Origin of the sequence: Rhizobium freirei PRF 81 (genome assembly GCF_000359745.1) — a bacterium.
Classification (GTDB): Bacteria; Pseudomonadota; Alphaproteobacteria; order Rhizobiales; family Rhizobiaceae; genus Rhizobium; species Rhizobium freirei.
The window spans coordinates 181,583-205,686 of record NZ_AQHN01000010.1; the positions used below are offsets into that span (position 1 = coordinate 181,583).

Here is a 24,104-nt window from a genome sequence, read left to right on the forward strand (position 1 = left end):
CCAAAAGCGTTCGATGCTGCTGTGCAAATAGCGGGGAGCGGAAGAAATGCGGGAATATATGCGCGACATCGCGCGCGCCGTCGCCTTCTTGAGCCGCATACCCGTATCGACATCGTTCTTTGCAGGCCATGACGGCAAGCTTGGGCCGGTTTCACGGGCCTTTCCTCTGGCCGGCCTATTGGTCGTGTTCCCTGCAGCCGCGGCCTTCGGTTTGCTGCTTGCCTTCCATGCCGATCCGCTGATGGCGGCGCTTCTGGCTCTCACGGTGCAGACGATCACGACAGGGGGCCTGCACGAAGACGGTCTCAGCGACACGGCGGACGGACTAGGCGGCGGTAGGGATCGCGATCGCATCCTGTCCATCATGAAGGACAGCCGCATTGGCACCTATGGTGCAGCCGCGCTGATCCTGTCCTTCGGGTTGCGCGCAGCGGCGCTGGCCGCCATTGCCCATCACGCCACGCCGTCAGGCGCGGCCATCGCGCTTCTGGCCGCAGCCGTGCTCAGCCGCGGAGCGATGGTATGGCACTGGCATGTGCTCCCTTCGGCGAAAGCGGAGGGGGTTGCCGCCTCCGCCGGCCAGCCGGATGGCGACGCCATGCAGCTGGCCCTGATCACGACCCTCGGCCTTGCAACCCTATTGATATGGCCGAGCCTCGGCATTCCCGCGCTTATCTCCTGCCTCCTGATCGTCGCCATCGCGACGTTTTTGTTGAACAGGCATATGCGCAGAACGCTGTCCGGTCACACCGGCGACACCATCGGAGCGACGCAGCAGATTTGCGAGATCGCGTCGCTCTGTACCCTTGCCATGTGTGTTTGAAGCCTCGATATATGATCTCATGCTAACACCCTGCATCCTTGTCTGTTCTCTGGACGCGAACACCGGCCACTGCCTCGGCTGCGGCCGCACAGGCGCGGAAATCGGCGCATGGATGAGCTATAGCGACGATGAGCGTCTTGAAATCATGGAGGTTCTTCCCAAGCGCATGGCAAAACTCCAGCACCGGCCGAACGCTGGAACCAGTCCGCCCCCGCGGGCACGGGAGCACAAAGTCGCATGAACCGCCTGAACATCGTTCTCGCCATTCTCGGCATCGGCCTTGCACTGCTCGTCTTCAATAGCAACACCGGCACGACCTTCGGCATGCACAATGACGACTTTGCCCGGATCGTCTATCTCTTGCCGATCGCCCTGATGATGAGCGCGGCCGTCTGGGGCAGCCGCCACACGGTCAGTCAGTCGCTGCGCAATCTGCTGATCTGGTTTGTCGTCATCATGGCCCTGGCGACGGCCTATATCTATCGCTACGACGCCGAGCGGGTCGGAAATCGCCTCTTCGCCGGCCTGCTTCCCGGCCATGCCGTCGTCGTCACCACCAGCGAAGGCGGCCAGGAGGTGATCCTCCACAAGCGCTCCAGCGGGCATTTCGAAACGGTGGTCAAGATCAACGGGCAGCCGATCGACATGCTCATCGACACCGGCGCCAGCACCATCGCGCTATCGCAAGAAGATGCCGCGCGCGTCGGCATCATTCCGGAAAACCTGACCTACTCCATGAGCGTAATGACCGCGAACGGCCGAGCAAGTGCTGCTCCCGTCGAACTTGGTTCGGTCTCGATCGGCCCCATCAAGCGGCATGACGTCAAGGCAAGCGTGGCGGAGGCCGGCAAGCTGGACCAAAGCCTGCTTGGCATGAGCTTCCTCGAGACCCTGGGATCCATGCAGATGCAGACCGACGAGCTTCGGCTTCGGGATTAAGCGGCAAAGGGTAGAAATCGATAGTTCGGCGGGGATCGAAGCATTCAGCTGTCTCTTCACTCTAAAAGACGACATATCCGAACGGCTTGGAAAGAGAGACACCCATGGCGCCCGCTAAGACGAATATAACCACAGAACTGTTGCTGCTTCTGACCCTCGCGACCTGCTGGGGCGCGTCCTACAGCTTTATCCGCGTCGGCGTGACGACCATCCCGCCGATCACGCTGATTGCCGCCCGCACCTTGATCGCCGGCCTCGTCCTGCTCGCCGTTATTCGCTGGCGCGGACTGAGCCTACCGAAGGATGCGGCGACATGGCGGCGCTTCCTCGTTCAATCCTGCCTCAACAGCGCCATTCCCTTCACGCTGATCGCCTGGGCCGAACAGACGCTCGACGCCGGCCTGGCGACCATATTGAATTCCACCACGCCGATCTTCGCATTCCTGATTGCCGCAATCCTTCTGCGCACCGAACGGCTGACCGGCCGCAAGCTTTTCGGCGTGATCGCGGGCATGGCGGGGATTTGCCTGATCATCGGCTTTGATGCCCTGCACGGGGTGGGTCGCCAGCTGCCGGCACAGTTCGCCGTCGTTGCCGCATCCATCTGCTACGCAAGCGCAGCATTGTTCGGACGGAACTTCAAAGGTTTGGATCCGATGATGCCGGCCGCCGGCTCCCTGCTATGCGGCGCGGCTCTCCTGGTCCCGGCCAGCGTCGTCTTCGAACATCCCTGGCAGCTTGCCCCGTCCGCAGCCTCGATCCTGTCGCTGCTCGGCCTGTCGATCATCTCGACCGCCCTCGCCTTCAGCATCTATTTCCGGCTTATCCAGGCCCTCGGTTCCGTAGGCACCACCGCGCAAGCTTACCTGCGCGTTCCGATCGGGGTCGGCATCGGCGTCATCTTCCTGGGAGAACCCGTATCCTCGACAGCCGCCATCGGCCTGGTCTGTGTCGTGGCCGGCGTCATGGCCATGACCATCGCCCCGCGCAAGAAGGTCATCGCTGGGTGATTTTTGAGGAAAGCGGCTCGGGAAATCAGCTCAGCAACGAGAGATCGTCCCAAACGAAAATCAGATTATCGGAGCGCCAGATCGGCCCAGGGTCGGTATATCGGCCGATCATCCGGCCTCCGAGCGACCGGTAGAAAGCGATCGCCGGATCATTGCCGGCGACGACGCCAAGCGCCGCAGCGGAATAGCCAAAGGCGGCAAGTTGCACCGCCAACTCCCGCATGAGGCGGCGCCCGAGCCCCTGTCGCTTCACTGAGGGGTCGATGTAGAGCGAACGAATTTCACCGCGCCCCGCAAAAGCCGGTTCCAACGGCGCCCCGATCGCGCCGATGCCGACAAGCCGCTTTTCCTGCTCCGCCAGCAGCACGCCCTGATGCCGGCGCGGATTGGTGAGCATGTCGCTCCATCGCACCCGGCGAAAATCTTCGTCGAGCGTGCGATAGACGTCGGCGGGCGCGAGATCGCGATAGGTTTCGCACCAGACAGCTCGATGCAGCCTGGCAATATCGACAGCATCATCGACCGCAGCCGGCCTGATCTCGATCTGCGCCGGCAACTCCGCCATCAGTTCCTCAGCCGATAACCCGTCTTGAAGATCCATCCGAGAACCGCCAGGCAGGCGACCAGAAAGAGCGTGATGATGGCAAGGCTCAGCACCGGATTGACGTCGGCAATGCCGTAGAAGCTCCAGCGGAAGCCGCTGACGAGGTAGAGGACCGGATTGAGGTGGCTGACCGCCTGCCAGAAGGGCGGCAGCATGTTGATCGAATAGAAGCTGCCGCCAAGGAAGGTCAGCGGCGGCACGACCAGCATCGGAATGAGGTTCAGCTGCTCGAAATTCCCCGCCCATATGCCGATCATGAAGCCGAACAGGCTGAAGGTCACGGCGGTCAAGACAAAGAACAGGATCATCATGAAGGGATGCTCGATCCTGATTTCGACGAAGAGGCTCGCCGTCATGAGGATGATCAAGCCGATCAACATGCCCTTGGTCGCCGCCGCCCCCACATAACCGAGTACGATTTCGGTCATGGCGACAGGCGCCGACAGCACCTCATAGATCGTGCCGGTGAATTTCGGGAAATAGATGCCGAAGGAGCCGTTGCTGATGCACTGGCCAAGCAGGGTCAGCATGATGAGGCCGGGCGTGATGAAGGCTCCATAGGAAACGCCTTCGACGAGATTGATGCGCGATCCGATCGCCGCCCCGAAGACGATGAAGTAGAGCGAGGTGGAAATGACCGGCGAGACGACGCTCTGCAGCAGCGTGCGGCGCGTACGGGCCATTTCGAACATATAGATGGACTTGATCGCCTCGAAGTTCATTTGCTTGCTCCTACCAGCGATACGAAAATATCCTCGAGTGAGCTCTGGCGCGTCGAGAGATCCTTGAAGTGAATTCCCTCCGCGGCCAGCTTCGACAGCAACGCCGCAATGCTCGATTGTTCATTTTGGGCGTCGAAATCATAGATCAGCGTCAGTCCGTTCGGGCCGAGCGAAAGCCCGTTGCCGTCAAGGCGGTGGGGAACTGCCCCAAGCGGTTCGTTCAGATCGAGGATAAGCTGCTTGCGGCCGAGCTTGGCCATCAGCGCCTTCTTGTCTTCAACCAGCAGCAGCTGCCCGCCATTGATGACGCCGACGCGATCGGCAGCTTCCTCCGCCTCTTCAATATAATGGGTCGTCAGGATGATCGTGACGCCGGAAGCCCGCAGGCGCTCGACCACATGCCACATGTCCTTGCGCAGCGTGACATCGACGCCGGCAGTCGGCTCGTCGAGGAAAAGAATCTCCGGCTCGTGCGACAAAGCCTTGGCGATGAGGACACGCCGCTTCATGCCGCCAGAGAGCTGGCGAAGCATATTGTCCTTCTTCTCCCAGAGCGAAAGATCGCGCAGGATCTTCTCTATGTAGGCGGGATTGGGTTTTTTGCCGTGCAGGCCGCGCGAAAAGCTCACCGTGTTCCACACGGTTTCGAACTGATCGGTCGTCAGCTCCTGCGGCACGAGGCCGATCATGCTGCGCGTGGCGCGAAAATCGCGCACGACGTCATGGCCGCCGACCGTCACCGTACCGCTGCTCGGATTGGCAATCCCGCAGACGATGGAGATCAGCGTCGTCTTGCCGGCGCCGTTCGGCCCGAGCAGGGCAAGAATTTCTCCCTGTTCGATATCGAGATCGACACCTTTCAGGGCTTGGAACCCATTACTGTAGATTTTAGTGAGACTGCGGATGGAAATGATCGGAGCCATGATGCGGGCAAGTCCGGCTTTAAGCTGTGATGATTTTGTCGGCGTTTGCCCGCTATATAGTCGGTTTCAGGCTTTTACCATCCCACAGGGCTTAAACACTGCGTTCGCTTAATACAAATAAGCTGTCATCAAATCGTGACCTTCGTCGGGCATATACACCCTTAGGTGAGCAACGTTTGTCGCAACTCCGCCCAACGCCTCTTGGCGACATCGTCAGCGCCTATCGTACTCGACGATTTATTGCCCTCGCATTCATATTGCGTGCCTCATTGCAACATGAAGTTTTTTTCTGGAGCAGGCAGGGATACCCCGTCGTTGTCATGCGCCACTCAAGCCGGCCCAAGCCGGCTTTTTCTTTTTATGCGCCGGCAACCGATGAAACGACTGTTACCAGCGGCCGTTCACGCCGCAACCGGCCGGCGGCAGCGTCTTTTGCTCGAAGCGCGCTTTCAGCATCGCGCAGCCCCTGTCCCGGATCGGCCCCGGCATCATCGAGTTAAGGCCGATGCCAACCTCATCGAAAGGATCATCGGCATAGGCGACATAGACATACCAACGCCCGGCGATGACGACGACGATGGCAATCAGAGCCGCGACAAGCGCTCTTCCCAGGCTTCTCTTTCGTCTTGGCACGTCTTCCATGAAACCCTCGCCTACGCTCCGTCGCCGCACTTAACCGCGATCCCACACCTAGATAAATCAGATTCCGTTTTCGGCAAGTATGGATGCATCTCCGGCAAAATGCCAATCAAAGGCTGCAATAACGCCGGCCGCCCTTGCGATCCCTGAGGTCGAAATGGAAATGGTTCCAGTGTTCGGGATTGCTGCCAGGTCCGAGGACCGTGTCGAAATAGCGGCAGCTGTCTGTCCGCACCGCTTTGAGCAGCAGCCCCTCACGGAAGCTGAAGAGGCCCTTCCTGCGCACATCGATCACATGGCCGTTCTTCAGCACGAAGGTGCCGACATCGATGGCATTGCCGTGAGCATGCTCCGACATCGGATTATAACGTTGCCGGCTATTGTTCATCCGCCGGCAGGAATAGCCGCCGAGCGGAACGATGGTGCCGATGCCGGACCAGTAGCGGGTGCGCGCAGCCGGCGCCAACTCGTTCTTCACCCATTTCGCAAAGGCCAGAGTGACCTGGCAATTCAAGGTGACGGCCGGCCGGACGGCGATATTGCCGGAGAGCCCGCTCAACGAAACCGGATAGGGCACCTGGCACGCAGGCCCGTTCGAAATAGCCGGCTTGTCGGTATAGATGACGCCCATGCGGCGCAGTTCCTGCCGGCAGGCGATTTCGGAAGGCGGCATCATGCCCGGCGGCGATTGCGGCGCCTCGAACTGCCGGTCGAGACGAGACACCGGATTGTCGACGCGCGGAAGCATGGCAAGCTGCGTTCCCGGCTGCTGCCGCGGCACCGGCGACTGATTGAGCTCTGCCTGTACGGCCGACCGCTGAAGGACGGAGCGATTGGTCTGTACCGGCGCATCCGACCCAATGCCGTCGACCACGGGCTCATTGGTTTGACCTTCGGCAATATTCTGCTGTTCCTCCTGCGCCAATCCGACAACCGATGCGGATTGCGCCTCTTCGGCAGGCCCGACACCGAGCTCGGCATCCATGTTGACGCCCTGGGACGAAATATTCGACTGCTGCGCCAAGCCCGCTTCGACATCCGTCGTCGTCACCGCTTCGTTCGTTCCGGTGGCGCGTTTCCCGTTGTAATTGCTCGACGTGGAAACGACGGGGTCCTGCGCACCCGGATAGGCAAATTGCCTCTGCGACACGCTGCGGTGCGGCTTGATCGAGCCGACACGCGAGGAGCTGTCGACGCTCGACGGCGGCACGAGGCTGTCTGCCGTGCAGGCGACGAGCGCCGACGACAACAGCAACGGCAACAGAGCACGTCGTACAATGGGTAAATAGGCCATAATCCTGATCCGTTGCCCCAGCCACGGTCGGTAACGCTTACAAAGCCTAAACGGGAACGGTGAACGAATGCTTACCGGGCCAAATCGGGACACCTTAAAGGACGCCGACACAGCCGGATGAAGCACTCCTGCAGGCCGAATTTTCCCGAAACTCCGATATGCGAAGCGGCCGCGCGGTCTTTCCCATCGCGACCGGATTGCATAGGCTGGATGCCGGAATCAGTATTTGGCGATAGGAGCGAACGAATGAATGACAGCGTCAAACCGAAAGGCGAGCTGACATTGCGCACGCTGGCGATGCCTGCCGACGCCAATCCCGCCGGCGACATCTTCGGCGGCTGGGTCATGGCGCAAATGGACTTGGCAAGCGGCATTCGCGCCGCCGAACGCGCGCGCGGCCGCGTGGTCACGGCTGCGGTAAAGGAAATGGCTTTCGAGCTACCGGTCAAGATCGGCGACACGCTGAGCGTCTTCACCGATATCGAACGCGTCGGCCGCACCTCGATCACCCTGAGCGTCGAGGCATGGGCGCACCGCTCGCGCTACAATAAGATGGAAAAAGTCACGGCGGCGACCTTCATCATGGTCGCACTCGACGAGAACGGCGCCCCCAAGGCTGTACCCGTGGAGGGCTGACAACATGGGCTCGGCACACGCACCGGAAGTCTACGTCTACATACGGACGGTCATGAGCATGGTGATCGGCCTTTCGCTTGCCCAGCTCCTGACGCGGCTTGCCGGCTTCGTCCAGGCACCCGGCAAGAACAGGATATACCTCGTCCATATCGGCTGGGTATTGTCGATGTTCCTCTACATCATCCATTTCTGGTGGTGGGAATATCGGCTGCAATCGGTGCAGGTCATCACCTTCGCCGTCTATCTTTTCCTGATCTGTTTCTGCTGCCTCTTCTACTTCCTCTGCGTGCTGCTCAACCCACCTTCCATCGATGAGTATGGCGGCTTCGAAGAGTATTTCATCTCCCGCCGCCATTGGTTCTTCGGCCTGCTTGCCGTCACCTATGCCGTCGACCTCATCGACACCTTGCTCAAAGGGGAGGCCTATTTTCAGTCTCTCGGCTGGGAATATCCGGCCCGCAACGTCGTCTACATCGTCCTTTGCATCGTCGCTGCGATCACGGCCAACCGACGCTTCCAGGCGGCATTCGTAATCGTGGGGCTGATCTACCAGATCACATGGATCTTCCGTCTCTACGACGTGCTCCCGGGATAGGTATCAGGCATTTCGCTGCGTAAAACGGCCGCCATTTCGATGCTCTGTGATTCTTGACCAAGACATCGCCATATTGTTCAGATCGAGTATCCTCTGGATATGGGTGGGAGACCGGGCCTTGAAAGCAAAGAGCTATGCATTGGGATTGGCGCTTGCTCTTTCGTTGCCCTGGTTTGCTTATGCGGAAGATCCGGCGCCCGGCCCGGCCAACACCACCATCGCCCTGAAATATTGGGTGGAATTCGCAAAACAGGGCAATGCCGCCGCGCAATACGGCCTCGGCTATCGCTACGCCAACGGCGATGGCGTCGAGCAGGACGACGCCCAGGCCGTCGATTGGTATCAGAAAGCGGCAGAGCAAGGGAATGCCCAGGCGCAATACGCCCTCGCCTACATGTATGCCGCCGGCCGCGGTGTGGATGCGGACCAGAAGCAGGCAAACGACTGGTATCTCAAATCCGCCCAGCGCGGCGATGCCAATGCGCAATATGCCATCGGCTATTCCTATGCCAACGGCCGCGGCATGGATGTCGACAACGAGCAGGCCATCGGCTGGTACGAGAAATCCGCAGCTCAAGGCCAGGCGCAGGCGCAATATGCGCTCGGCTATATGTATGCCAACGGCCTCGGCGTTCGGCAGGATTATGCCATCGCCCTTGGCTGGTATCGCAAATCCGCCGACCAGGGCCGCGCCGATGCGCAATATGCGCTTGGCTACATGTACGACAATGGCCAGGGCATGGCTGAGGATCACGCGGGGGCCATCGACTGGTACAGAAAATCCGGCGATCAGGGAAATCCACAGGGCCAATACGCCCTCGCCTACGCCTATGCCAACGGCAGAGGTGTCGAGCGCAGCGATGCAGAAGCCTATGCCTGGTACAAGAAGGCAGCTGAAAAAGGCCGTGCCGACGCGCAATACGCCGTCGGCTATAGTCTCGCGAACGGGCTGGGCGTCGCGAAGGATTACAGGCAGGCGCTGCAATGGTATCGCAAATCCGCCGACCAGGGCCGCGCGGATGCGCAATATGCTTTGGGCTACCTCTATGCCAGCGGCCAAGGTGTCAAGGTCGACGACCTTACCGCGGTAAAATGGTATCGCAAAGCAGCCGATCAGGGAGACGCACAGGGCCAGTGCGCCCTTGGCGAAATGTACGCCGCCGGTCGCGGCGTTGCGAGGGATTACCGCAAAGCTTTCGAATGGTATGGCAAATCGGCTGCGCAGGGTCAGGCGGATGCGCAATACGCGCTCGGCTACATATACGACAACGGCCAGGGAACACGTCAGGACAAGGCGGCGGCCGCGGACTGGTATCGCAAATCGGCAGAACAGGATAATTCGCATGGGCAATATGCCCTCGCCTATCTCTATTATCACGGCAGCGGCGTTGCAAAGGATTACGGCCAGGCGGCCGAGCTCTTTCGCAAAGCGGCGGGACAAGGCGACGCACGCGCCGAATATGGCCTTGGATATCTCTATTATAACGGCTACGGAGTACCCAAGGATGCCGGGATCGCTGCCGACTGGTTTAATAAGGCCGCGGCGAAAGGATTGCCGGAGGCACAGCATGGCCTCAGCTACATGGAAGCCAACGGCGAAGGTCCGATCAAGGATCTTGGCCCGCTCGGCGAAGGGCGAAGTGCCGGCAAGGACACCGGAGTGACGCCGGGCTGGGTCGTCTTTCAGCTGCTGAGGGCGCTTTTGCCGTAGCAATCGCGAAAATGGCATATCAACAACAAACGGATCATAGACCGAGGGCTAAATCGTGAATTGGAATAAGGGGACCATAGGATTGCTCTTCGCGCTGGCGGCCGTGGGAACCGCACATGCCGACGTCGGGCGGAATACCTATGATCGCGGAGACTTCAGATCGGCCGTCGACTATTTGCGCCCCCTGGCAAATAAGGGAAATGTCGCGGCGCAAATGAAGCTCGGTCACATGTACGAAGAAGGCGATGGCGTCGAGAAAAATCTCGCGCAGGCCCTCCACTGGTACAGGAAGGCGGCCGAACAGGGCAATGCCGAGGGGCAGTTCAACGTCGGCACCATGTACGACCAAGGCGAAGGCGTCGCCGTCGACAAGAACCAGGCCATCCTGTGGTACGGCAAGGCCGCAGCGCAGGGCCACGCCAATGCGCAATACAATCTCGGCGTCATGTACGACACGGGCGAAAGCGTTCCGCAGGACAAGGCACAGGCCTTCATCTGGTATCGCAAGGCGGCGGAACAGGGGGATATGGACGCCCAGTACAATGTCGGCGTCATGTATGATCAGGGCGACGGCACCGGCAAGGACAAGAGCCAAGCCGTCATCTGGTATCTGAAGGCCGCCGACCAGGGCAAGATCGAGGCGCAATACAATCTCGGCATCATGTATCGCGATGGCGACGGCGTCGCCAAGGATGGGGCTCAAGCACTCTCGTGGTTCCGCAAGGCGGCCGACCAGGGGGACGCGGATGCCAAGTACAATATCGGCGCGATGTATGCCGACGGCGACGGGATAAAGCAGGACGATAAAGAAGCGATCGCCTGGTTCCTGAAGGCCGCCGGCCAAGACGATGTCGAGGCGGAATACAATCTCGGCGTCATGTTCCGCGACGGCGAAGGCGTCGCCAAGAATGGCAAGCAGGCCGTCTTCTGGTTCGAGCGGGCAGCCGGGCATCGTTATGCCGATGCCGCCTACAATCTCGGCGTCATGTATCGTGATGGCGACGGCGTACCGGCCGATCCTGCCAAGGCGCTGGAATGGTTCCGCAAGGCAAAGAAACTCGGCTACCAAGGCGGAGCCAACGACGAGCAGGACCAGCCTTCCGACGCAAAAAGCATACCGATCTGAGACGATCGGGATGATCCTGCGCTGACGTGTGGCGCGGCCAGGCTTTCTACGACCGGTTCTGCGACGCGAAAGTCGTCAAGGATTGAGGCAATGCCCCTGAGATGCGGGGATTGCCTTGTTGGTGAAAGGCATGAAAGACTGCCGCAGGGCCGGGATATGTTTTGCCTTTTCTTCCCTTGAGAGGTCAGATCGCCGTGAATCCGAAATATGCCGTACCTCTCACTTTGTTCGCATCGCCATGTCGCGCAGCTTTGCTGGCCGCAGCTATCGTTTTGCCGCTATCCCCATTGCCGATGGCGGCAACGCTGGCCGAAGCAGCGCCTGGTACATGTTGGTCGCTGCTGCAGAGCAAATTCGGCCCGCAGATCGAGAAATCGGTCAACGAAGCCGACCCCTGCAAGAAGTTGCCAGGGGTCGACCAAAAGGAAAAATTCGAGGTCAAGTCGCTCGACGTCTGCGACGGTCCGAACGGCGGCGTGCAGATCAACGCTCACGCCGAAATGGCCTGCAAGTCGCATGGCGTGCTGAAAGCGACGGTCAAGGGTGAACTCGACGCATCCATGACGGTCGATGTCGGCGCATGCCACATCACCGACATGCATCTCGGCATCAACGGTCCGATCGGCGAGCTGATATCCTCGGTCGGCGGGTTGCAGGACCTTGCCCGCGGCTTCGCGCAGACGAAGATCTCGGAGATCTGCGGCAAATAAAAACGAAGCCGGCGAAACCACCGGCCTCGCTTAGGCGACACACCGGGACAGCTCAGGTTTGCATGACGCGATCCGCCTCGCCGGCACTCTTGCCGCCGAAACGAATACCCTTCTTCTCGAAACCGAATCCGGCAAACAAAGCGACGACGACGGCGACGCTGCTGGCCACGACCAGCAGCGCAAGGGCATAATCGCCACCCCATCTCTTCGCCAGTCCGGCCTGGATCGAAGCATTCCCCGAAGCCAGCAGATTGCCGAGCTGATAGGCAAATCCGGGAAATGTGCCGCGCACCTCATCCGGCGACAATTCGTTGAGATGCACGGGCACGATGCCCCAGGCGCCCTGCACGAAAAGCTGCATCAGGAAAGCGCCGATCGCGAGCATGACCGGCCCATGCCCGTAGACCCAAAGCGGCGCGACGGGGATCGCCAAGAGGGCTGCGATGACGATGGCGCGGCGCCTGCCGATACGCTCCGACAGCGCACCGAAGGACAGGCCGCCGACGATCGCGCCGATATTATAGACAATGGCAATGGCCCCGACCGTATAGGAATCATACTGCTTCTGGGCTTCCAGGAAGGTGGGATAGAGATCCTGGGTGCCATGGCTGAAGAAATTGAAAGCCGTCATCAAGAGCACCGCCCAGATGAATAGCGGAATGTTCTCGCGCAGGACCGTGAGAAACGGCCTCTGCGGCTTGGATTGCCGCTGCGCGAAGGCCGGCGACTCCTGCACGTTTCGCCTGATATAGAGTACCAGTAGCGCCGGCAGCGCCCCGACAAAGAACATGCCGCGCCAGCCGATGATCGGGAACAGCAGAAAGAATACGATCGAGGCAATCAGATAGCCGGAGGGATAACCCGCCTGCAAAATACCCGACACCAGACCGCGCGACTCCTCCGGTATGGTCTCCATCGTCAGCGATGCGCCCACACCCCATTCACCGCCCATGGCGATCCCGAAGAGCGCGCGAAGAACGAGAAACATCGTCAGCCCCGTCGAAAAACCGGTTAGAAACTCGAAGACGGAGTAGAGCAGCACATCGATCATCAGCGTGACACGCCGGCCGTAACGGTCCGCGGCAAGGCCGAAGATCAGCGCGCCGAGCGGCCGCATGGCCAAGGTGAGGAAAATGGCGACGGCAACGGCCGGGACATCGGTGTGAAATTCCTCGGCTATGTGTTTGAGAACGAAAACCAATATGAAGAAATCGAAAGCATCCAGCGTCCAGCCCAGATAGGCCGCGATGACGGTATTTCGTTGCTGGGGGGACAAGGAACGTAAGCTATCCAATGCGGTCATCATGATCCTCCGACCGGATGGCGGCGGCGAGGCGGGCAATACCGGATGCCGTCGAAGCTGGGGGAACCCGACACTGGCCGGGCATATCGACGTTGCGGCCGGCGTCCTCCTTCGGCGCCTGCGAGGACCGCGCTATGCGGACTTTCAGATCAGCGATAACGCATCAGCCGCCCTCAGGTTGTAACATATTTGACATGGTCGACGAACGGAAAAATCTACCATTCTGTTTCCCTTTTGTACTCTTTGCCCCTTCACAACAGTGCGATCTGTCGCCATATTCGCCCCATGGCCAAATCACCGAAAAAACCCTCCGCCCCGACCGGTTTCGAAGAGGCGCCGCAGGCTCCGTTTGAAGGTGCGCCGCTCGGCGGCAGCGTCGCCGACTGGGTAAAGCAGCTCGAGACCGATGCTGAAATGTCCGGCATCGAGACCCAGCGCGAGATCGCCTCGAAGGCCGGGAAGCATCGCAAGAAGGTTGAGATCGCGGCTTCGAAGTCGGGGCGCGGCACCTCGATGGGCGGATCGACCGATCCGAAGACGCGAGCCGCAGCTGGCCTTAACCCGGTGGCTGGCCTGGATGTCGCACTCGAAGATGCCGACAAGATCGCGACGAGCGGCGTGACGGCGACGGTGGAAGCGCTGTCGAAGCTGATCGAGAGCGGCAATCCGCTGTTCAAGGATGGCAAGCTCTGGACACCGCACCGCCCTGCCCGGCCGGCGAAATCCGAAGGCGGCATCGAGATCCGCATGGCTTCGGAATATCAGCCCGCCGGCGATCAGCCGACGGCGATCCGCGACCTTGTCGAGGGATTGGAGAATGGTGATCGCAGCCAGGTGCTGCTCGGCGTCACCGGCTCCGGCAAGACCTTCACCATGGCGAAGGTGATCGAGGCAACGCAGCGCCCCGCCGTCATCCTCGCGCCGAACAAGACGCTCGCGGCGCAGCTCTATTCCGAATTCAAGAACTTCTTCCCCGACAACGCGGTCGAGTATTTCGTCTCCTACTACGACTATTACCAGCCGGAAGCTTATGTGCCGCGCTCGGACACCTTCATCGAGAAGGAAAGTTCGATCAACGAGCAGATCGACCGCATGCGCCACTCGGCGACGCGCTCGTTGCTGGAGCGCGACGATTGCATCATCGTGGCCTCGGTCTCCTGCATTTACGGTATCGGCTCGGTCGAAACCTATACGGCGATGACCTTCCAGATGAATGTCGGCGACCGGCTGGACCAGCGCCAGCTTCTGGCCGACCTTGTGGCGCAGCAATACAAGCGCCGCGACATGGATTTCATCCGCGGTTCCTTCCGCGTCCGCGGCGACACGATCGAAATCTTCCCAGCCCACCTGGAGGATGCCGCCTGGCGCATTTCCATGTTCGGCGATGAGATCGACGCCATCACCGAATTCGATCCTTTGACCGGCCAGAAGACCGGCGATCTGAAATCCGTGAAGATCTACGCCAATTCGCACTATGTCACGCCGCGCCCGACACTGAACGGCGCCATCAAGGCGATCAAGGAAGAGCTGAAAATCCGGCTCGCCGAGCTGGAAAAGGCCGGCCGCCTGCTGGAAGCGCAGCGCCTGGAGCAGCGCACCCGCTACGACGTTGAGATGCTGGAAGCCACCGGCTCCTGCGCCGGCATCGAGAACTATTCGCGCTATCTGACCGGCCGCAATCCCGGCGAGCCGCCGCCGACGCTATTCGAATATATTCCCGATAACGCGCTGCTGTTCATCGACGAGAGCCACGTCTCGGTGAGCCAGATCGGCGGCATGTACCGAGGCGACTTTCGGCGCAAGGCGACGCTGGCCGAATACGGCTTCCGCCTGCCCTCCTGCATGGACAACCGACCGCTGCGCTTCGAGGAATGGGACGCCATGCGCCCGGACACGATCGCGGTTTCCGCAACGCCGGGCAGCTGGGAAATGGAGCAGTCCGGCGGCGTCTTCGCCGAGCAGGTCATCCGCCCCACGGGCCTGATCGATCCGCCGGTCGAGGTCCGCTCGGCCCGCACGCAGGTCGACGACGTACTCGGCGAGATCCGAGAGACCGCCGCCAAGGGCTACCGCACCCTCTGCACCGTGCTCACCAAGCGCATGGCCGAGGACCTGACGGAATATCTGCACGAACAAGGCGTGCGCGTGCGCTACATGCACTCCGACATCGACACGCTGGAGCGCATCGAGATCATCCGTGATCTTCGCCTGGGCGCCTTCGACGTGCTCGTCGGCATCAACCTGCTGCGCGAAGGTCTCGACATTCCGGAATGCGGCTTCGTCGCCATCCTCGATGCCGATAAGGAAGGCTTCCTGCGTTCGGAAACCTCGCTCATCCAGACCATCGGCCGTGCCGCGCGTAACGTCGACGGCAAGGTCATCCTCTATGCCGATACCATCACCGGCTCGATGCAGCGGGCGATGGACGAAACCAGCCGCCGCCGTGAGAAGCAGATGGCCTTCAACATCGAGCACGGCATTACGCCGGAATCGGTGAAGGCGAAGATTTCCGACATTCTCGACAGCGTCTACGAGAAGGACCATGTGCGCGCCGATATCGGCGGCGCCTCCGGCAAGGGCTTTGCCGATGGCGGCCACCTCGTCGGCAACAATCTGCAGGCCCATCTCAACGCCCTGGAAAAATCCATGCGCGATGCCGCCGCCGATCTGGACTTCGAAAAAGCGGCAAGACTGCGCGACGAAATCAAGCGCCTCAAGGCCGTCGAGCTCGCAGCCATGGACGATCCGATGGCCCGTGAGGAGGCCCGGAGCCTTGAAAGCCGCGGCGCGTCAGGCAAGCGCGCCGCCCCCGAACCGGAGGCATCACGCTCCTATTTCGCCAAGCCGAACCTCGATGAGATGGGGCCTGGCAGCGATGCCGGCACGCCGCTTTTCCGCAAGAATACGCTGGACGAAATGACCGTCGGCCGCACAGAGAAGCCTGTGACCGGCAAGGTGCCGGACAAGCCGATCACCCGCGCCAGGCCCGGCGTCGGCTCCTACGAGGATCCGGTGGACGAGAAGCAGCGCAAGGGACGGACAAAGGGCAAGACGGGACGCCCCGGGCGATAAGGCCGATAGCGCCGGCGGAAATCCGCCGGCCGGACTACCGGTTTTTGATGAGCAGTGCCTGCGAGCATCGCGAGATGTCTTGCTGGCCGTGCAGCAGCACCTACATATCATTCTATGAGAAGGCCCACGGAGGGACGGAAGACGCTCGATCGCCTGCCGTATCGTGGGGAAGCGACAGCAACCACGGGAGAGAGACCGATGCCAGAGCCCTTCGTCGTCCGCCGCGAGACACGCGTCCCGGCGCCGCCTGCCGCCATATTCGCGCTGCTGACCGATCCCGAAAAGATCCTGCGCTGGATGGGTACGGAAGCCCAGACAGAGCCGCAGCCCGGCGGCATCTATCTCGTCAACGTCACCGGAGCCCGCGTCGCGCGCGGCTCGTTCCGGGAGGTCGTGCCGGTCCATCGCCTCGCCTATAGTTTTGGCTGGGAAGGCAGCGAAGAAGTGCCTCCCGGATCGAGCCTGGTGGAAATCGACCTGATCGAACAGCCGGAGGGAACCTTGGTCCGCCTCACCCACACCGGCCTGCCGACATCCGAACAGTGTGAAGCCCATGCAAAAGGCTGGGCGCATTATTTCGATCGTATGGCCGAAGTGGCGGCCGGACGGGATCCTGGTCCGGACCCCATGCGTGGTCACGACCGCAAAAGCTGACGACGTCCCGAGCGCGGCGCCATCGGTCTTGCTGGCTGAACGTTCACCAGAGCAATTCCGGCAAGAGAGCGAAGCGGTTTTGCGCCCGGAATTGCACGAAACAAAGAGACAGGGCATTTCCGTAACTCCGTTTAAAAACGGAAATGCTCCAGATGTCACCGATCGGCGATAACCGCCTTGCCTTTGACGTTATGAAGGTCGCGGCGTCGCGAGCAAGGCCGCACCGGCAAGGATGACAGCCTGCAACCGCCATGGCATGATCGAGGCATGGATTTGCCCGCCCCCCTTGCCTGGCTGGTTGACGATGCCGGCACCTCGCCCAGCCCCGAACGCTTCCTGGCCGATCTGGGAGGATATCTACTGGCCGCCGGGCTGCCTCTCGCCGGCGGCGCGCTGACGCTTGCCGCGCCGCATCCGATCATCACGCAGCACACCTGGCTCTGGCGCGCCGAGACCGGGGCGGTGACCGAAGCTCTCGGCTTTGCCGGAACGGCGCTCGGCCAGGCCGGCCGCGATTGGCTCGGCGACCTCGGCCCGTCATGCGAGGAAACGATCGGGACCGGGCCTGGCAGTTCCGTGCTGGCCTGGGCCGGCACGCGGCCCTTCAGCGCGCCCGAAACGGACAGTTTGCGTCAGGTCACGCGCTTTGCCGCTGCCCCTTTGGCCGCGCTGGCCGCCCGGGCGGCGCTATCGGCCCTGCTCGAAGCCTATCTTGGCCGCAGAAGTGCCGCCAGGGTCCAGGCCGGCGCGCTCAGCCGCAGCACCGGCGAAACCATACGCGCGGCACTGCTCTGCGCCGACCTCCGGGATTTCACCGCCCTGTCCGAAGCGACGGAGCCGACCGTTATCATCGCGGCCCTCGACGCCTGGTTCGATCGCGTCGCCGGCGCGGTGCATGCCTTCGGCGGCGAAGTGCTGAAATTCATGGGCGACGGCGTGCTGGCGATCTTCCCCGTCACCGGCACGCCGACAGAAGCCTGCGAGGCAGCACTCCGCGCCGTCACCGCCATCCGCGCCGGCATGGCCCATCTCGACGCAACGAGGGCAAACCAGGGCCTGCCGCCGCTCCCCTTCGGCGCCGCCCTGCATTTCGGCGACATGCTCTGGGGCAATATCGGCGCCGCCGACCGCCTCGACTTCACCGCCATCGGCCCCGCCGTCAATCTGGTCAGCCGGCTGGAGGGACTGTGCAAGCCGCTCGGCCGCAATGTTCTGATTTCGGGAGCAGTCGCGGCGGAGACGAGCATGCCGCTACTGGCCTTGGGGGATTATGAGTTGCGCGGGATTGCCGAGCCTTGTGCGGTGTTAACGCTGACGGATGCAGGGACCCAAACGGCAGTTTGAACACAAGGGCAGCCTTAGCCTTGCTATATCCGTCGTGCGGCGATCTCCGCCTTCACCGTCGCCTGGAAATGGGGCGCTCCCCCTGTCAACCAAAATTCATCTGCGGTCGCGTCGAGAAAATCTGCAAAGAGTTTGCAGGCGTCCAATCGCCCAACACCCCCGACGATCTCTATCGATCGAGAAAGATGACGAGGAGGAGCATTTTCCAGCCTCACATGCGCGCATCCGCCATATGTGTCCTCCATCGCAAACACAAGTCGCGTTATCGGCAAGTGCAACATCGTGCCAAAGCACATGATGCAGGGCTCAAGCGTGGTGTAGAGTGTTAGATTATCGGCCCTTGAGAAGGCATAGTCACCCTCGAATACCTGATGAAAGAGGTTCATCTCCGCATGGTTCAGATGATTCGAGATCATAGTTTTGTAGGAACGCCCCAGAATCTGGCTTCCAGCCGACAGAACCGCGCCCACGGGGAACACACCTCTCTCCAATGCAATTCGAGCCTCCGCGAGCGCAAGCTCCATCATGCATTCATCATTCAATTGAACCATGTAATCCTCACACCATCATGATTTTAGGTTGCATCACCGTAACATAGCGCCTTTTGCTACGGCTACATGACAAGATCCCGCGTCCACGAAGACCATCTCGACAGACCATCGAGATAGGTAGAAGGCTCATTTCATACATCGTCAACGATGGATCCATCCATCAACGAAAGCCGCTCGCCATTTCCAACCCCTTGAAATCCCCACCCTATCCTACCCGTTTCCCACCCCGCCCCAATATTGCCCCTTGCCTTTTTCACAAAACCCTGTCACCCATACGCATGCTCGGGCATTTGCATGCCGGTGACTGGACTGATTTGGTGATCCGCTGACGGCAGGCAGCGGTTGGGTCTGTTGACCCGCGCAGACGTTCTTTCCCCGTACGTGACTTCTCGACTGGCTTTCGCATGGCGCGGAGGCAAAGCCGTCCGGGTTTTCCGGATTTAATTAAGACTGATGGGTAAAGGACTATCCCCCATGGCCACCAAGGGCACCGTAAAATTCTTCAACCAGGACAAGGGTTTTGGTTTCATCACTCCTGACGGCGGTGCAAAGGACGTTTTCGTCCACATCTCCGCTCTTCAGGCTTCCGGCATCCAGTCGCTGCGCGAAGGCCAGCAGGTCACCTTCGACACCGAGCCGGATCGCATGGGCAAGGGCCCGAAGGCTGTCAACATCCAGGCTAACTAAGCCTCTGGCGACTGCCTGAATAAGGTTTCGGACGGCGCGGTGAAAACCGCGCCGTTTTTCGTTTGTGCGACAAGGCTTGCGGCAGATTCGGTGCCTTTCCCGCCCTTGGCGGGCGAGATAGGGCATCGCCAACTCAGGCGCTCACCCGCTCGCCCTCGCCTGAAAAATCCACCGCGGCGAAGGCCGCCGCGATCACCTCCGGCCCGGCGCCCGGCTTGTTGGCATCGGTGGAGAGAATCTGGCGATAGCGACGCGAACCGGGCAAGCCGCTGAACAGGCCGACCATATGGCGCGCGACGTGCTGAAGGCGGCCGCCCTCGGCGATATGGCGTTCGGTATAAGCCATCATCAGGTCACGCAGAGCGTTCCAGTCCGTTTCGACAGCCTGCGCGCCATAGAAGCGATGATCGACATCGGCAAGAATGGCCGCATTCTGATAGGCGGCGCGACCGAGCATGACGCCATCGACATGGGCGAGATGCGCCTCGGCCTGATCCAGCGTCTGGATGCCGCCATTGATGCCGATGAACACATCGGGCCAGCGCTGCTTCATGCGGTAGACGATCTCGTAGTCCAGCGGCGGGATCTCGCGATTTTCCTTCGGCGACAGACCTTTCAGCCAGGCCTTGCGCGCATGGATCCAGATCGCGTCGGCGCCGGCGTCGAGCACCTGGGTCATCAACTCGGGCAGCGCCTCTTCCGGCTCCTGCTCGTCGACGCCGATGCGGCATTTCACCGTCACGGGCGCCTTCGATACCGCTTTCATCGCGGAAACGCAGGCCGCCACCGTTTCCGGCGTCAGCATCAGGCAGGCGCCGAAAGTGCCGGACTGTACGCGGTCCGACGGGCAGCCGACATTGAGGTTGATCTCGTCATAGCCATAGGCTTCAGCAATGCGCAGCGCCTGCGAAAGCTTCGCCGGATCGGAGCCGCCAAGCTGCAGCGCAACGGGATGCTCGGTGGCATCATGCCCCAACAGCCGGTCGCGCGGCCCATGGATGATCGCATCGGCCACCACCATCTCGGTATAGAGCAGCGCATGCCGGCTGATCTGCCGATGCAGATACCTGCAATGACGATCCGTCCAGTCGATCATGGGGGCTACGGCAAAGATCTTGCGGCCGTTTTTCAGTGCGTGGCTATACATGGCATACCTTTCTGCCCCGCGCTCTACACCAAATCCTTCAAAAAGGCCAGTTTTCGCCGCAGTAACAATGATGCTAGTTTGCCCAACGGAGTCGAAAGGCAGCAGCCCTCCTAAGATCAATGAGAGTTTCCAACAGCCCCATGAACGCCCCACTCACGACAGTCATTCCATCCCCCGCTCCCGTCCTGCTGCCGATCGAGGGCGAAACCGCGTTCTTTCCGGTGCGCCGGGTCTATTGCGTCGGCCGCAACTATGCCGACCACGCCATAGAAATGGGACATGATCCCAGCCGCGAGCCGCCTTTCTTCTTCCAGAAGAACCCGGACAATCTGCTTGTCTCAGGCGATTTCCCCTACCCTCCGCTGTCATCGGACGTGCATCACGAGGTGGAGCTTGTCGTGGCGCTGCGCAGCGGCGGCGCCGACATTCCGGTGGAACAGGCGCTCGACTGCGTCTACGGCTACGGCGTCGGCATCGATTTCACCCGCCGCGATCTGCAGGGCGAAGCCAAGAAGCTCGGCCGTCCCTGGGAAATCGGCAAGGCTTTCGAGCATTCCGCGCCTGTCTCCACCCTGGTGCCCGCCACCCACGCCGGTCATCCCGACAAGGGCGGCATCTGGCTGATGCGCAACGGCGAGGCTGCCCAAAGAGGCGACCTCTCGCAGATGATCTGGAAAGTGCCTGAGATCATTGCCGAGCTGTCCAAACTCTTCACGCTCGCGCCGGGCGATGTCATCATGACCGGCACGCCCGCCGGCGTCGGCCCGGTCGCGCGCGGCGACCGGATCAGCTGCGCCGTCGACGGCGTCGCAACGCTGACCTTGAAGGTAATCTGATCGAGGAGGATCACCATGCCGCTTTATGCCCTTGCCGGCCTGACACCGAAAACGCCCGGTCCGGGCCGATACTGGATCGCCCCGGATGCGAGTGTAATCGGCAAAGTCGAGATCGGCGAAGATGTCGGCATCTGGTTCGGCTCGGTGCTACGCGGCGACAACGAGCCGATTATCATCGGCAAGGGCACGAACATCCAGGAAGGCACGATGGTGCATACGGACCCGGCCTTCGCCGCCACCATCGGTGAAGGCTGCACCATCGGCCATCATGCGATCATCCATGGCTGCACCATCGGCAACAACTCGCTGATCGGCATGGGCGCCACGATCTTGAACGGCGCGAAGATCGGCAATAATTGCCTCGTCGGCGCCAATGCGCTTGTCACGGAAGGCAAGGAGTTTCCAGACGGTTCCCTGATCGTCGGCGCACCGGCCAGAGCAATCCGCACGCTGGACGAAGCCGCGATCGAAGGCCTGCGCCGCTCGGCCCAGCATTACATCGCCAACTGGCAGCGCTTCGCACGCGATCTGAAGAGATTAGATTAGAAAACGATCATAAGCAGTTGCCGGAGCGTGAGATCAAGACTCCGCCCAAAACTCACGCTGCGCAATTGGCGCAATGGCCGCGGATTTCGATGGTCGACTTTTCCGCCTTGAATTTCTGCGACTTCAGCCAATCCATCAGGCGGTGATCCACCTCATGATCGTGGAATTCGATCACCTGGCCGCAGCTTTCGCAGATGGCAAAGGCGACGAGACCGTGGCTATGGCAATCTTCGTTAGGATGCGCGCAGGCGACGAAGGAATTGATGCTTTCGAGGCGGTGCACGACGCCATATTCCAGAAGCTTGTCCAGCGCGCGATAGACCTGCAGCGGCGCGCGAAAACCCTGATCGCGCAGCTTGTCGAGGATGGTATAGGCGCTGAGCGGCGCTTCCGCCTTGGTCAGGACATCGAAGACGAGGGACTGGTTCTTGGTGAGCATCGGAGTGGTCATGATGACTGTCCTCTCTGTTGCGCCGCTGGCGTGCCGCTCCTGCGCACGAGGGGCAGCAGACTGATGATAAACAGAACGAGCGCCGCGACGACGATGGAAGGCCCGGACGGCGTGTCGTAGCGCAGTGATCCGAAGAGGCCGCCGACGACGGCGACCGCGCCGAGCAGCGAGGCGAAAATCGCCATCGTCTCCGGTGTGCCGGCAAAGCGGCGCGCGGTGGCCGCTGGAATGATCAGCAGCGCCGTGATGAGCAGAATGCCGACGATCTTCATGGCGATGGCGATCACCACGGCCATGAGCAGCATGAAGAACAGCCGCGCCCGCTCCGGCCGCAGCCCTTCGGCTTCGGCCAGCTCCGGATTGACCGTCGATGCCAGCAACGGCCGCCAAAGCCAGACGATCGCCGCCAGCACGAGAATGCCACCGCCCCAGATCACCGCGATATCCGACGGACTGACCGCCAGAATATCGCCGAAGAGGAAGGCGATGAGATCGATCCGCACCCAGCTCATGAAGGCGACGATCACCAGACCGATCGCCAGCGTCGCATGCGAGAGGATGCCGAGCAGCGCATCCGCAGACAGCGCCTGCCGCCGCTGCAGAAAGAGCAGCAGGATCGACACGAGCGCCGCAACCGCGAAGACGGATAGCGTCAGGTTCAGCTGGAACAGCAGCGAGAGCGCCACGCCAAGCAGCGCCGAATGTGAGATCGTATCGCCGAAATAGGCCATGCGCCGCCAGATGATGAAGCAGCCGAGCGGCCCCGTCGTCAGCGCCAGCCCGACGCCGGCAAAGATGGCGCGCAGGAAGAAATCGTCAAACATGGCGTCCTTCCCCGGCGTGGTCATGCCCGTGATGATGATCATGATCATCGTGATCGTGGCGATGATCGCCATGCTCGTGATGGTGATGGCCATCCTCGGCATGGCAATGATCGGTGATCGATCCGTCTTCATGCCGCACACGACCGTCAGGCAGATGCGTATGATCGTGATGATGGCTGTAGATCGCCAGCGACTGCGCCGCCCGCGTGCCGAACAGCTTTACATATTCGGGGCTCTGGCTGACCGTCTGCGGCGTGCCGCGGCAGCATACATGGCCGTTCAGGCAAACGACGGTATCGGTCGCGGCCATGACGACATGTAAATCATGCGAAATCAGCAGGATACCGCAACCCTCGGAATTGCGGATCGACTTGATGAGATCGTAAAGCGCGATCTCGCCGCTGAAATCGACCCCTTGCACCGGCTCATCAAGCACCAGCAGATCGGGCTTGCGGGCAATGGCACGCGCCAGCAGCGCCCGTTGGAATTCGCCACCGGAGAGATGCTGCACCTCGGCCCTGGCAAGATGGGCGATGCCGACTGCCTCGAGGGCTGCCGTCAGCTCGCGCTCCGACAAGGGACCTGTCAAAGTCATCAGGCGCTGAACGCTGAGCGGCAACGTCCAGTCGATCGCGAGCCTCTGCGGGACGTAGCCGACCTTCAATCCGCTGATGCGATCGACACGTCCCTCGTCCGGCTTCAGCACGCCAATCGCCGCCTTGGCGCTGGTGGACTTGCCGGAACCGTTCGGGCCGATTAGCGTGACGATCTCGCCCCGGCTCACCGAAAAATCCACGCCACGCACCAGCCAGCGACCGTCACGGCGGACGCCGACGTCATGGAGCGAGACGAGAGGCCGACTCTTGCTGTCGATGGAAGAAAGCATGGAATTTCCAATTGCACTATTGCGCCATGCTATTGCACACGTTATAGCATAACGCAATTGATGTAATAACA

Annotated in this window: 26 protein-coding genes; 15 read left to right on the top strand and 11 right to left on the bottom strand. The window is 61.1% G+C overall.

All coding sequences use genetic code 11. The features are described 5' to 3' along the window. Window positions 1-46: 46 nt before the first annotated feature. The 4 genes from RHSP_RS03770 to RHSP_RS03785 all read left to right on the top strand — a co-directional run bounded on the left by RHSP_RS03770 (window position 47) and on the right by RHSP_RS03785 (window position 2,772). Window positions 47-823 (top strand): adenosylcobinamide-GDP ribazoletransferase, encoded by a 777-nt coding sequence (locus RHSP_RS03770; RefSeq protein ID WP_037149455.1) that lies wholly within the window; start codon window positions 47-49, stop codon window positions 821-823. A gap of 19 nt (window positions 824-842) precedes the next feature. Then, the gene (locus RHSP_RS03775) at window positions 843-1,064 is read left to right on the top strand and encodes a DUF1289 domain-containing protein (RefSeq protein WP_037149457.1); all 222 of its coding nucleotides are present in this window, start codon (window positions 843-845) and stop codon (window positions 1,062-1,064) included. Further along, on the top strand, window positions 1,061-1,762 hold the full coding sequence (locus tag RHSP_RS03780; RefSeq protein ID WP_004109273.1) for a retropepsin-like aspartic protease family protein: 702 nt from the start codon (window positions 1,061-1,063) through the stop codon (window positions 1,760-1,762). Before RHSP_RS03775 ends, RHSP_RS03780 begins: the two co-directional genes overlap by 4 nt. 104 nt (window positions 1,763-1,866) lie before the next feature. Then, window positions 1,867-2,772, top strand: a complete 906-nt coding sequence (locus RHSP_RS03785) for a DMT family transporter (RefSeq protein WP_004109275.1) — start codon at window positions 1,867-1,869, stop codon at window positions 2,770-2,772. Window positions 2,773-2,797: 25 nt separating this feature from the next. On the opposite strand, the gene RHSP_RS03790 is transcribed toward RHSP_RS03785, so the two are convergent. From RHSP_RS03790 to RHSP_RS03810, 5 genes are all read right to left on the bottom strand, one after another. Next, complete coding sequence (locus RHSP_RS03790) at window positions 2,798-3,373, bottom strand: GNAT family N-acetyltransferase (protein ID WP_240535350.1); 576 nt, start codon at window positions 3,371-3,373, stop codon at window positions 2,798-2,800. Next, a complete protein-coding gene (locus RHSP_RS03795) occupies window positions 3,337-4,098 on the bottom strand; it encodes an ABC transporter permease (protein WP_004109280.1) in 762 nt (253 codons plus the stop codon). The genes RHSP_RS03790 and RHSP_RS03795 overlap by 37 nt, the downstream gene beginning before the upstream one ends. Further along, window positions 4,095-5,021, bottom strand: coding sequence for an ABC transporter ATP-binding protein (locus tag RHSP_RS03800; protein ID WP_004109282.1), 927 nt, complete (start codon window positions 5,019-5,021; stop codon window positions 4,095-4,097). The genes RHSP_RS03795 and RHSP_RS03800 overlap by 4 nt, the downstream gene beginning before the upstream one ends. 387 nt (window positions 5,022-5,408) lie before the next feature. Continuing rightward, the gene (locus RHSP_RS03805) at window positions 5,409-5,663 is read right to left on the bottom strand and encodes a hypothetical protein (RefSeq protein WP_004109284.1); all 255 of its coding nucleotides are present in this window, start codon (window positions 5,661-5,663) and stop codon (window positions 5,409-5,411) included. Between the two features lie 106 nt (window positions 5,664-5,769). Then, a complete protein-coding gene (locus RHSP_RS03810; RefSeq protein WP_037149459.1) occupies window positions 5,770-6,954 on the bottom strand; it encodes an extensin-like domain-containing protein in 1,185 nt (394 codons plus the stop codon). Between the two features lie 246 nt (window positions 6,955-7,200). On the opposite strand from RHSP_RS03810, the gene RHSP_RS03815 reads away from it, so the two are divergent. The 5 genes from RHSP_RS03815 (at window position 7,201) to RHSP_RS03835 (ending at window position 11,732) form a co-directional block, all read left to right on the top strand. Next, window positions 7,201-7,590: an acyl-CoA thioesterase gene (locus RHSP_RS03815; protein ID WP_004109290.1), complete on the top strand. Its 390-nt coding sequence runs from the start codon at window positions 7,201-7,203 to the stop codon at window positions 7,588-7,590. Window positions 7,591-7,594: 4 nt separating this feature from the next. Then, window positions 7,595-8,185 (top strand): hypothetical protein, encoded by a 591-nt coding sequence (locus tag RHSP_RS03820; protein ID WP_004109298.1) that lies wholly within the window; start codon window positions 7,595-7,597, stop codon window positions 8,183-8,185. 118 nt (window positions 8,186-8,303) lie between these two features. Beyond that, window positions 8,304-9,896: an SEL1-like repeat protein gene (locus tag RHSP_RS03825; protein WP_037149462.1), complete on the top strand. Its 1,593-nt coding sequence runs from the start codon at window positions 8,304-8,306 to the stop codon at window positions 9,894-9,896. 55 nt (window positions 9,897-9,951) lie between these two features. Beyond that, on the top strand, window positions 9,952-11,022 hold the full coding sequence (locus RHSP_RS03830) for an SEL1-like repeat protein (protein WP_037149463.1): 1,071 nt from the start codon (window positions 9,952-9,954) through the stop codon (window positions 11,020-11,022). A gap of 251 nt (window positions 11,023-11,273) precedes the next feature. After that, window positions 11,274-11,732, top strand: coding sequence for a hypothetical protein (locus RHSP_RS03835; protein ID WP_240535351.1), 459 nt, complete (start codon window positions 11,274-11,276; stop codon window positions 11,730-11,732). Window positions 11,733-11,784: 52 nt separating this feature from the next. Here the strand turns inward: RHSP_RS03835 and RHSP_RS03840 are convergent, their stop codons facing one another. After that, entirely contained in the window at window positions 11,785-13,035 is a 1,251-nt protein-coding gene (locus tag RHSP_RS03840; protein WP_037149468.1) for an MFS transporter, read from the bottom strand. 285 nt (window positions 13,036-13,320) lie between these two features. On the opposite strand from RHSP_RS03840, the gene uvrB reads away from it, so the two are divergent. The 3 genes from uvrB to RHSP_RS03860 all read left to right on the top strand — a co-directional run bounded on the left by uvrB (window position 13,321) and on the right by RHSP_RS03860 (window position 18,105). Beyond that, a complete protein-coding gene (gene uvrB, locus RHSP_RS03850) occupies window positions 13,321-16,107 on the top strand; it encodes an excinuclease ABC subunit UvrB (protein ID WP_004109314.1) in 2,787 nt (928 codons plus the stop codon). Between the two features lie 198 nt (window positions 16,108-16,305). After that, window positions 16,306-16,761, top strand: a complete 456-nt coding sequence (locus RHSP_RS03855; RefSeq protein ID WP_004109317.1) for an SRPBCC family protein — start codon at window positions 16,306-16,308, stop codon at window positions 16,759-16,761. Between the two features lie 267 nt (window positions 16,762-17,028). Continuing rightward, window positions 17,029-18,105: an adenylate/guanylate cyclase domain-containing protein gene (locus RHSP_RS03860; protein WP_004109319.1), complete on the top strand. Its 1,077-nt coding sequence runs from the start codon at window positions 17,029-17,031 to the stop codon at window positions 18,103-18,105. Between the two features lie 23 nt (window positions 18,106-18,128). On the opposite strand, the gene RHSP_RS03865 is transcribed toward RHSP_RS03860, so the two are convergent. Next, complete coding sequence (locus tag RHSP_RS03865; RefSeq protein WP_004109322.1) at window positions 18,129-18,656, bottom strand: nucleoside deaminase; 528 nt, start codon at window positions 18,654-18,656, stop codon at window positions 18,129-18,131. Between the two features lie 474 nt (window positions 18,657-19,130). On the opposite strand from RHSP_RS03865, the gene RHSP_RS03870 reads away from it, so the two are divergent. Next, window positions 19,131-19,343 (top strand): cold-shock protein, encoded by a 213-nt coding sequence (locus RHSP_RS03870; RefSeq protein WP_004109325.1) that lies wholly within the window; start codon window positions 19,131-19,133, stop codon window positions 19,341-19,343. A 133-nt stretch (window positions 19,344-19,476) separates the two neighbouring features. Here RHSP_RS03870 and dusA read toward each other — a convergent pair whose 3' ends face one another. Then, on the bottom strand, window positions 19,477-20,490 hold the full coding sequence (gene dusA, locus RHSP_RS03875; RefSeq protein WP_037149477.1) for a tRNA dihydrouridine(20/20a) synthase DusA: 1,014 nt from the start codon (window positions 20,488-20,490) through the stop codon (window positions 19,477-19,479). Window positions 20,491-20,630: 140 nt separating this feature from the next. On the opposite strand from dusA, the gene RHSP_RS03880 reads away from it, so the two are divergent. After that, the gene (locus RHSP_RS03880; RefSeq protein ID WP_004109327.1) at window positions 20,631-21,326 is read left to right on the top strand and encodes a fumarylacetoacetate hydrolase family protein; all 696 of its coding nucleotides are present in this window, start codon (window positions 20,631-20,633) and stop codon (window positions 21,324-21,326) included. Window positions 21,327-21,341: 15 nt separating this feature from the next. After that, window positions 21,342-21,872 carry a gamma carbonic anhydrase family protein gene (locus RHSP_RS03885; protein ID WP_004109328.1) on the top strand — a complete coding sequence of 177 codons (531 nt, stop codon included), beginning with the start codon at window positions 21,342-21,344 and terminating at the stop codon, window positions 21,870-21,872. Between the two features lie 52 nt (window positions 21,873-21,924). On the opposite strand, the gene RHSP_RS03890 is transcribed toward RHSP_RS03885, so the two are convergent. From RHSP_RS03890 to RHSP_RS03900, 3 genes are read right to left on the bottom strand one after another with little or no spacing between them, the layout of a single operon-like run. Next, the gene (locus RHSP_RS03890; protein ID WP_037149480.1) at window positions 21,925-22,323 is read right to left on the bottom strand and encodes a Fur family transcriptional regulator; all 399 of its coding nucleotides are present in this window, start codon (window positions 22,321-22,323) and stop codon (window positions 21,925-21,927) included. Next, the gene (gene znuB / locus RHSP_RS03895; RefSeq protein ID WP_004109332.1) at window positions 22,320-23,147 is read right to left on the bottom strand and encodes a zinc ABC transporter permease subunit ZnuB; all 828 of its coding nucleotides are present in this window, start codon (window positions 23,145-23,147) and stop codon (window positions 22,320-22,322) included. The genes RHSP_RS03890 and znuB overlap by 4 nt, the downstream gene beginning before the upstream one ends. Further along, window positions 23,140-24,033: an ATP-binding cassette domain-containing protein gene (locus tag RHSP_RS03900; protein WP_037149483.1), complete on the bottom strand. Its 894-nt coding sequence runs from the start codon at window positions 24,031-24,033 to the stop codon at window positions 23,140-23,142. The genes znuB and RHSP_RS03900 overlap by 8 nt, the downstream gene beginning before the upstream one ends. Window positions 24,034-24,104 lie beyond the last annotated feature (71 nt).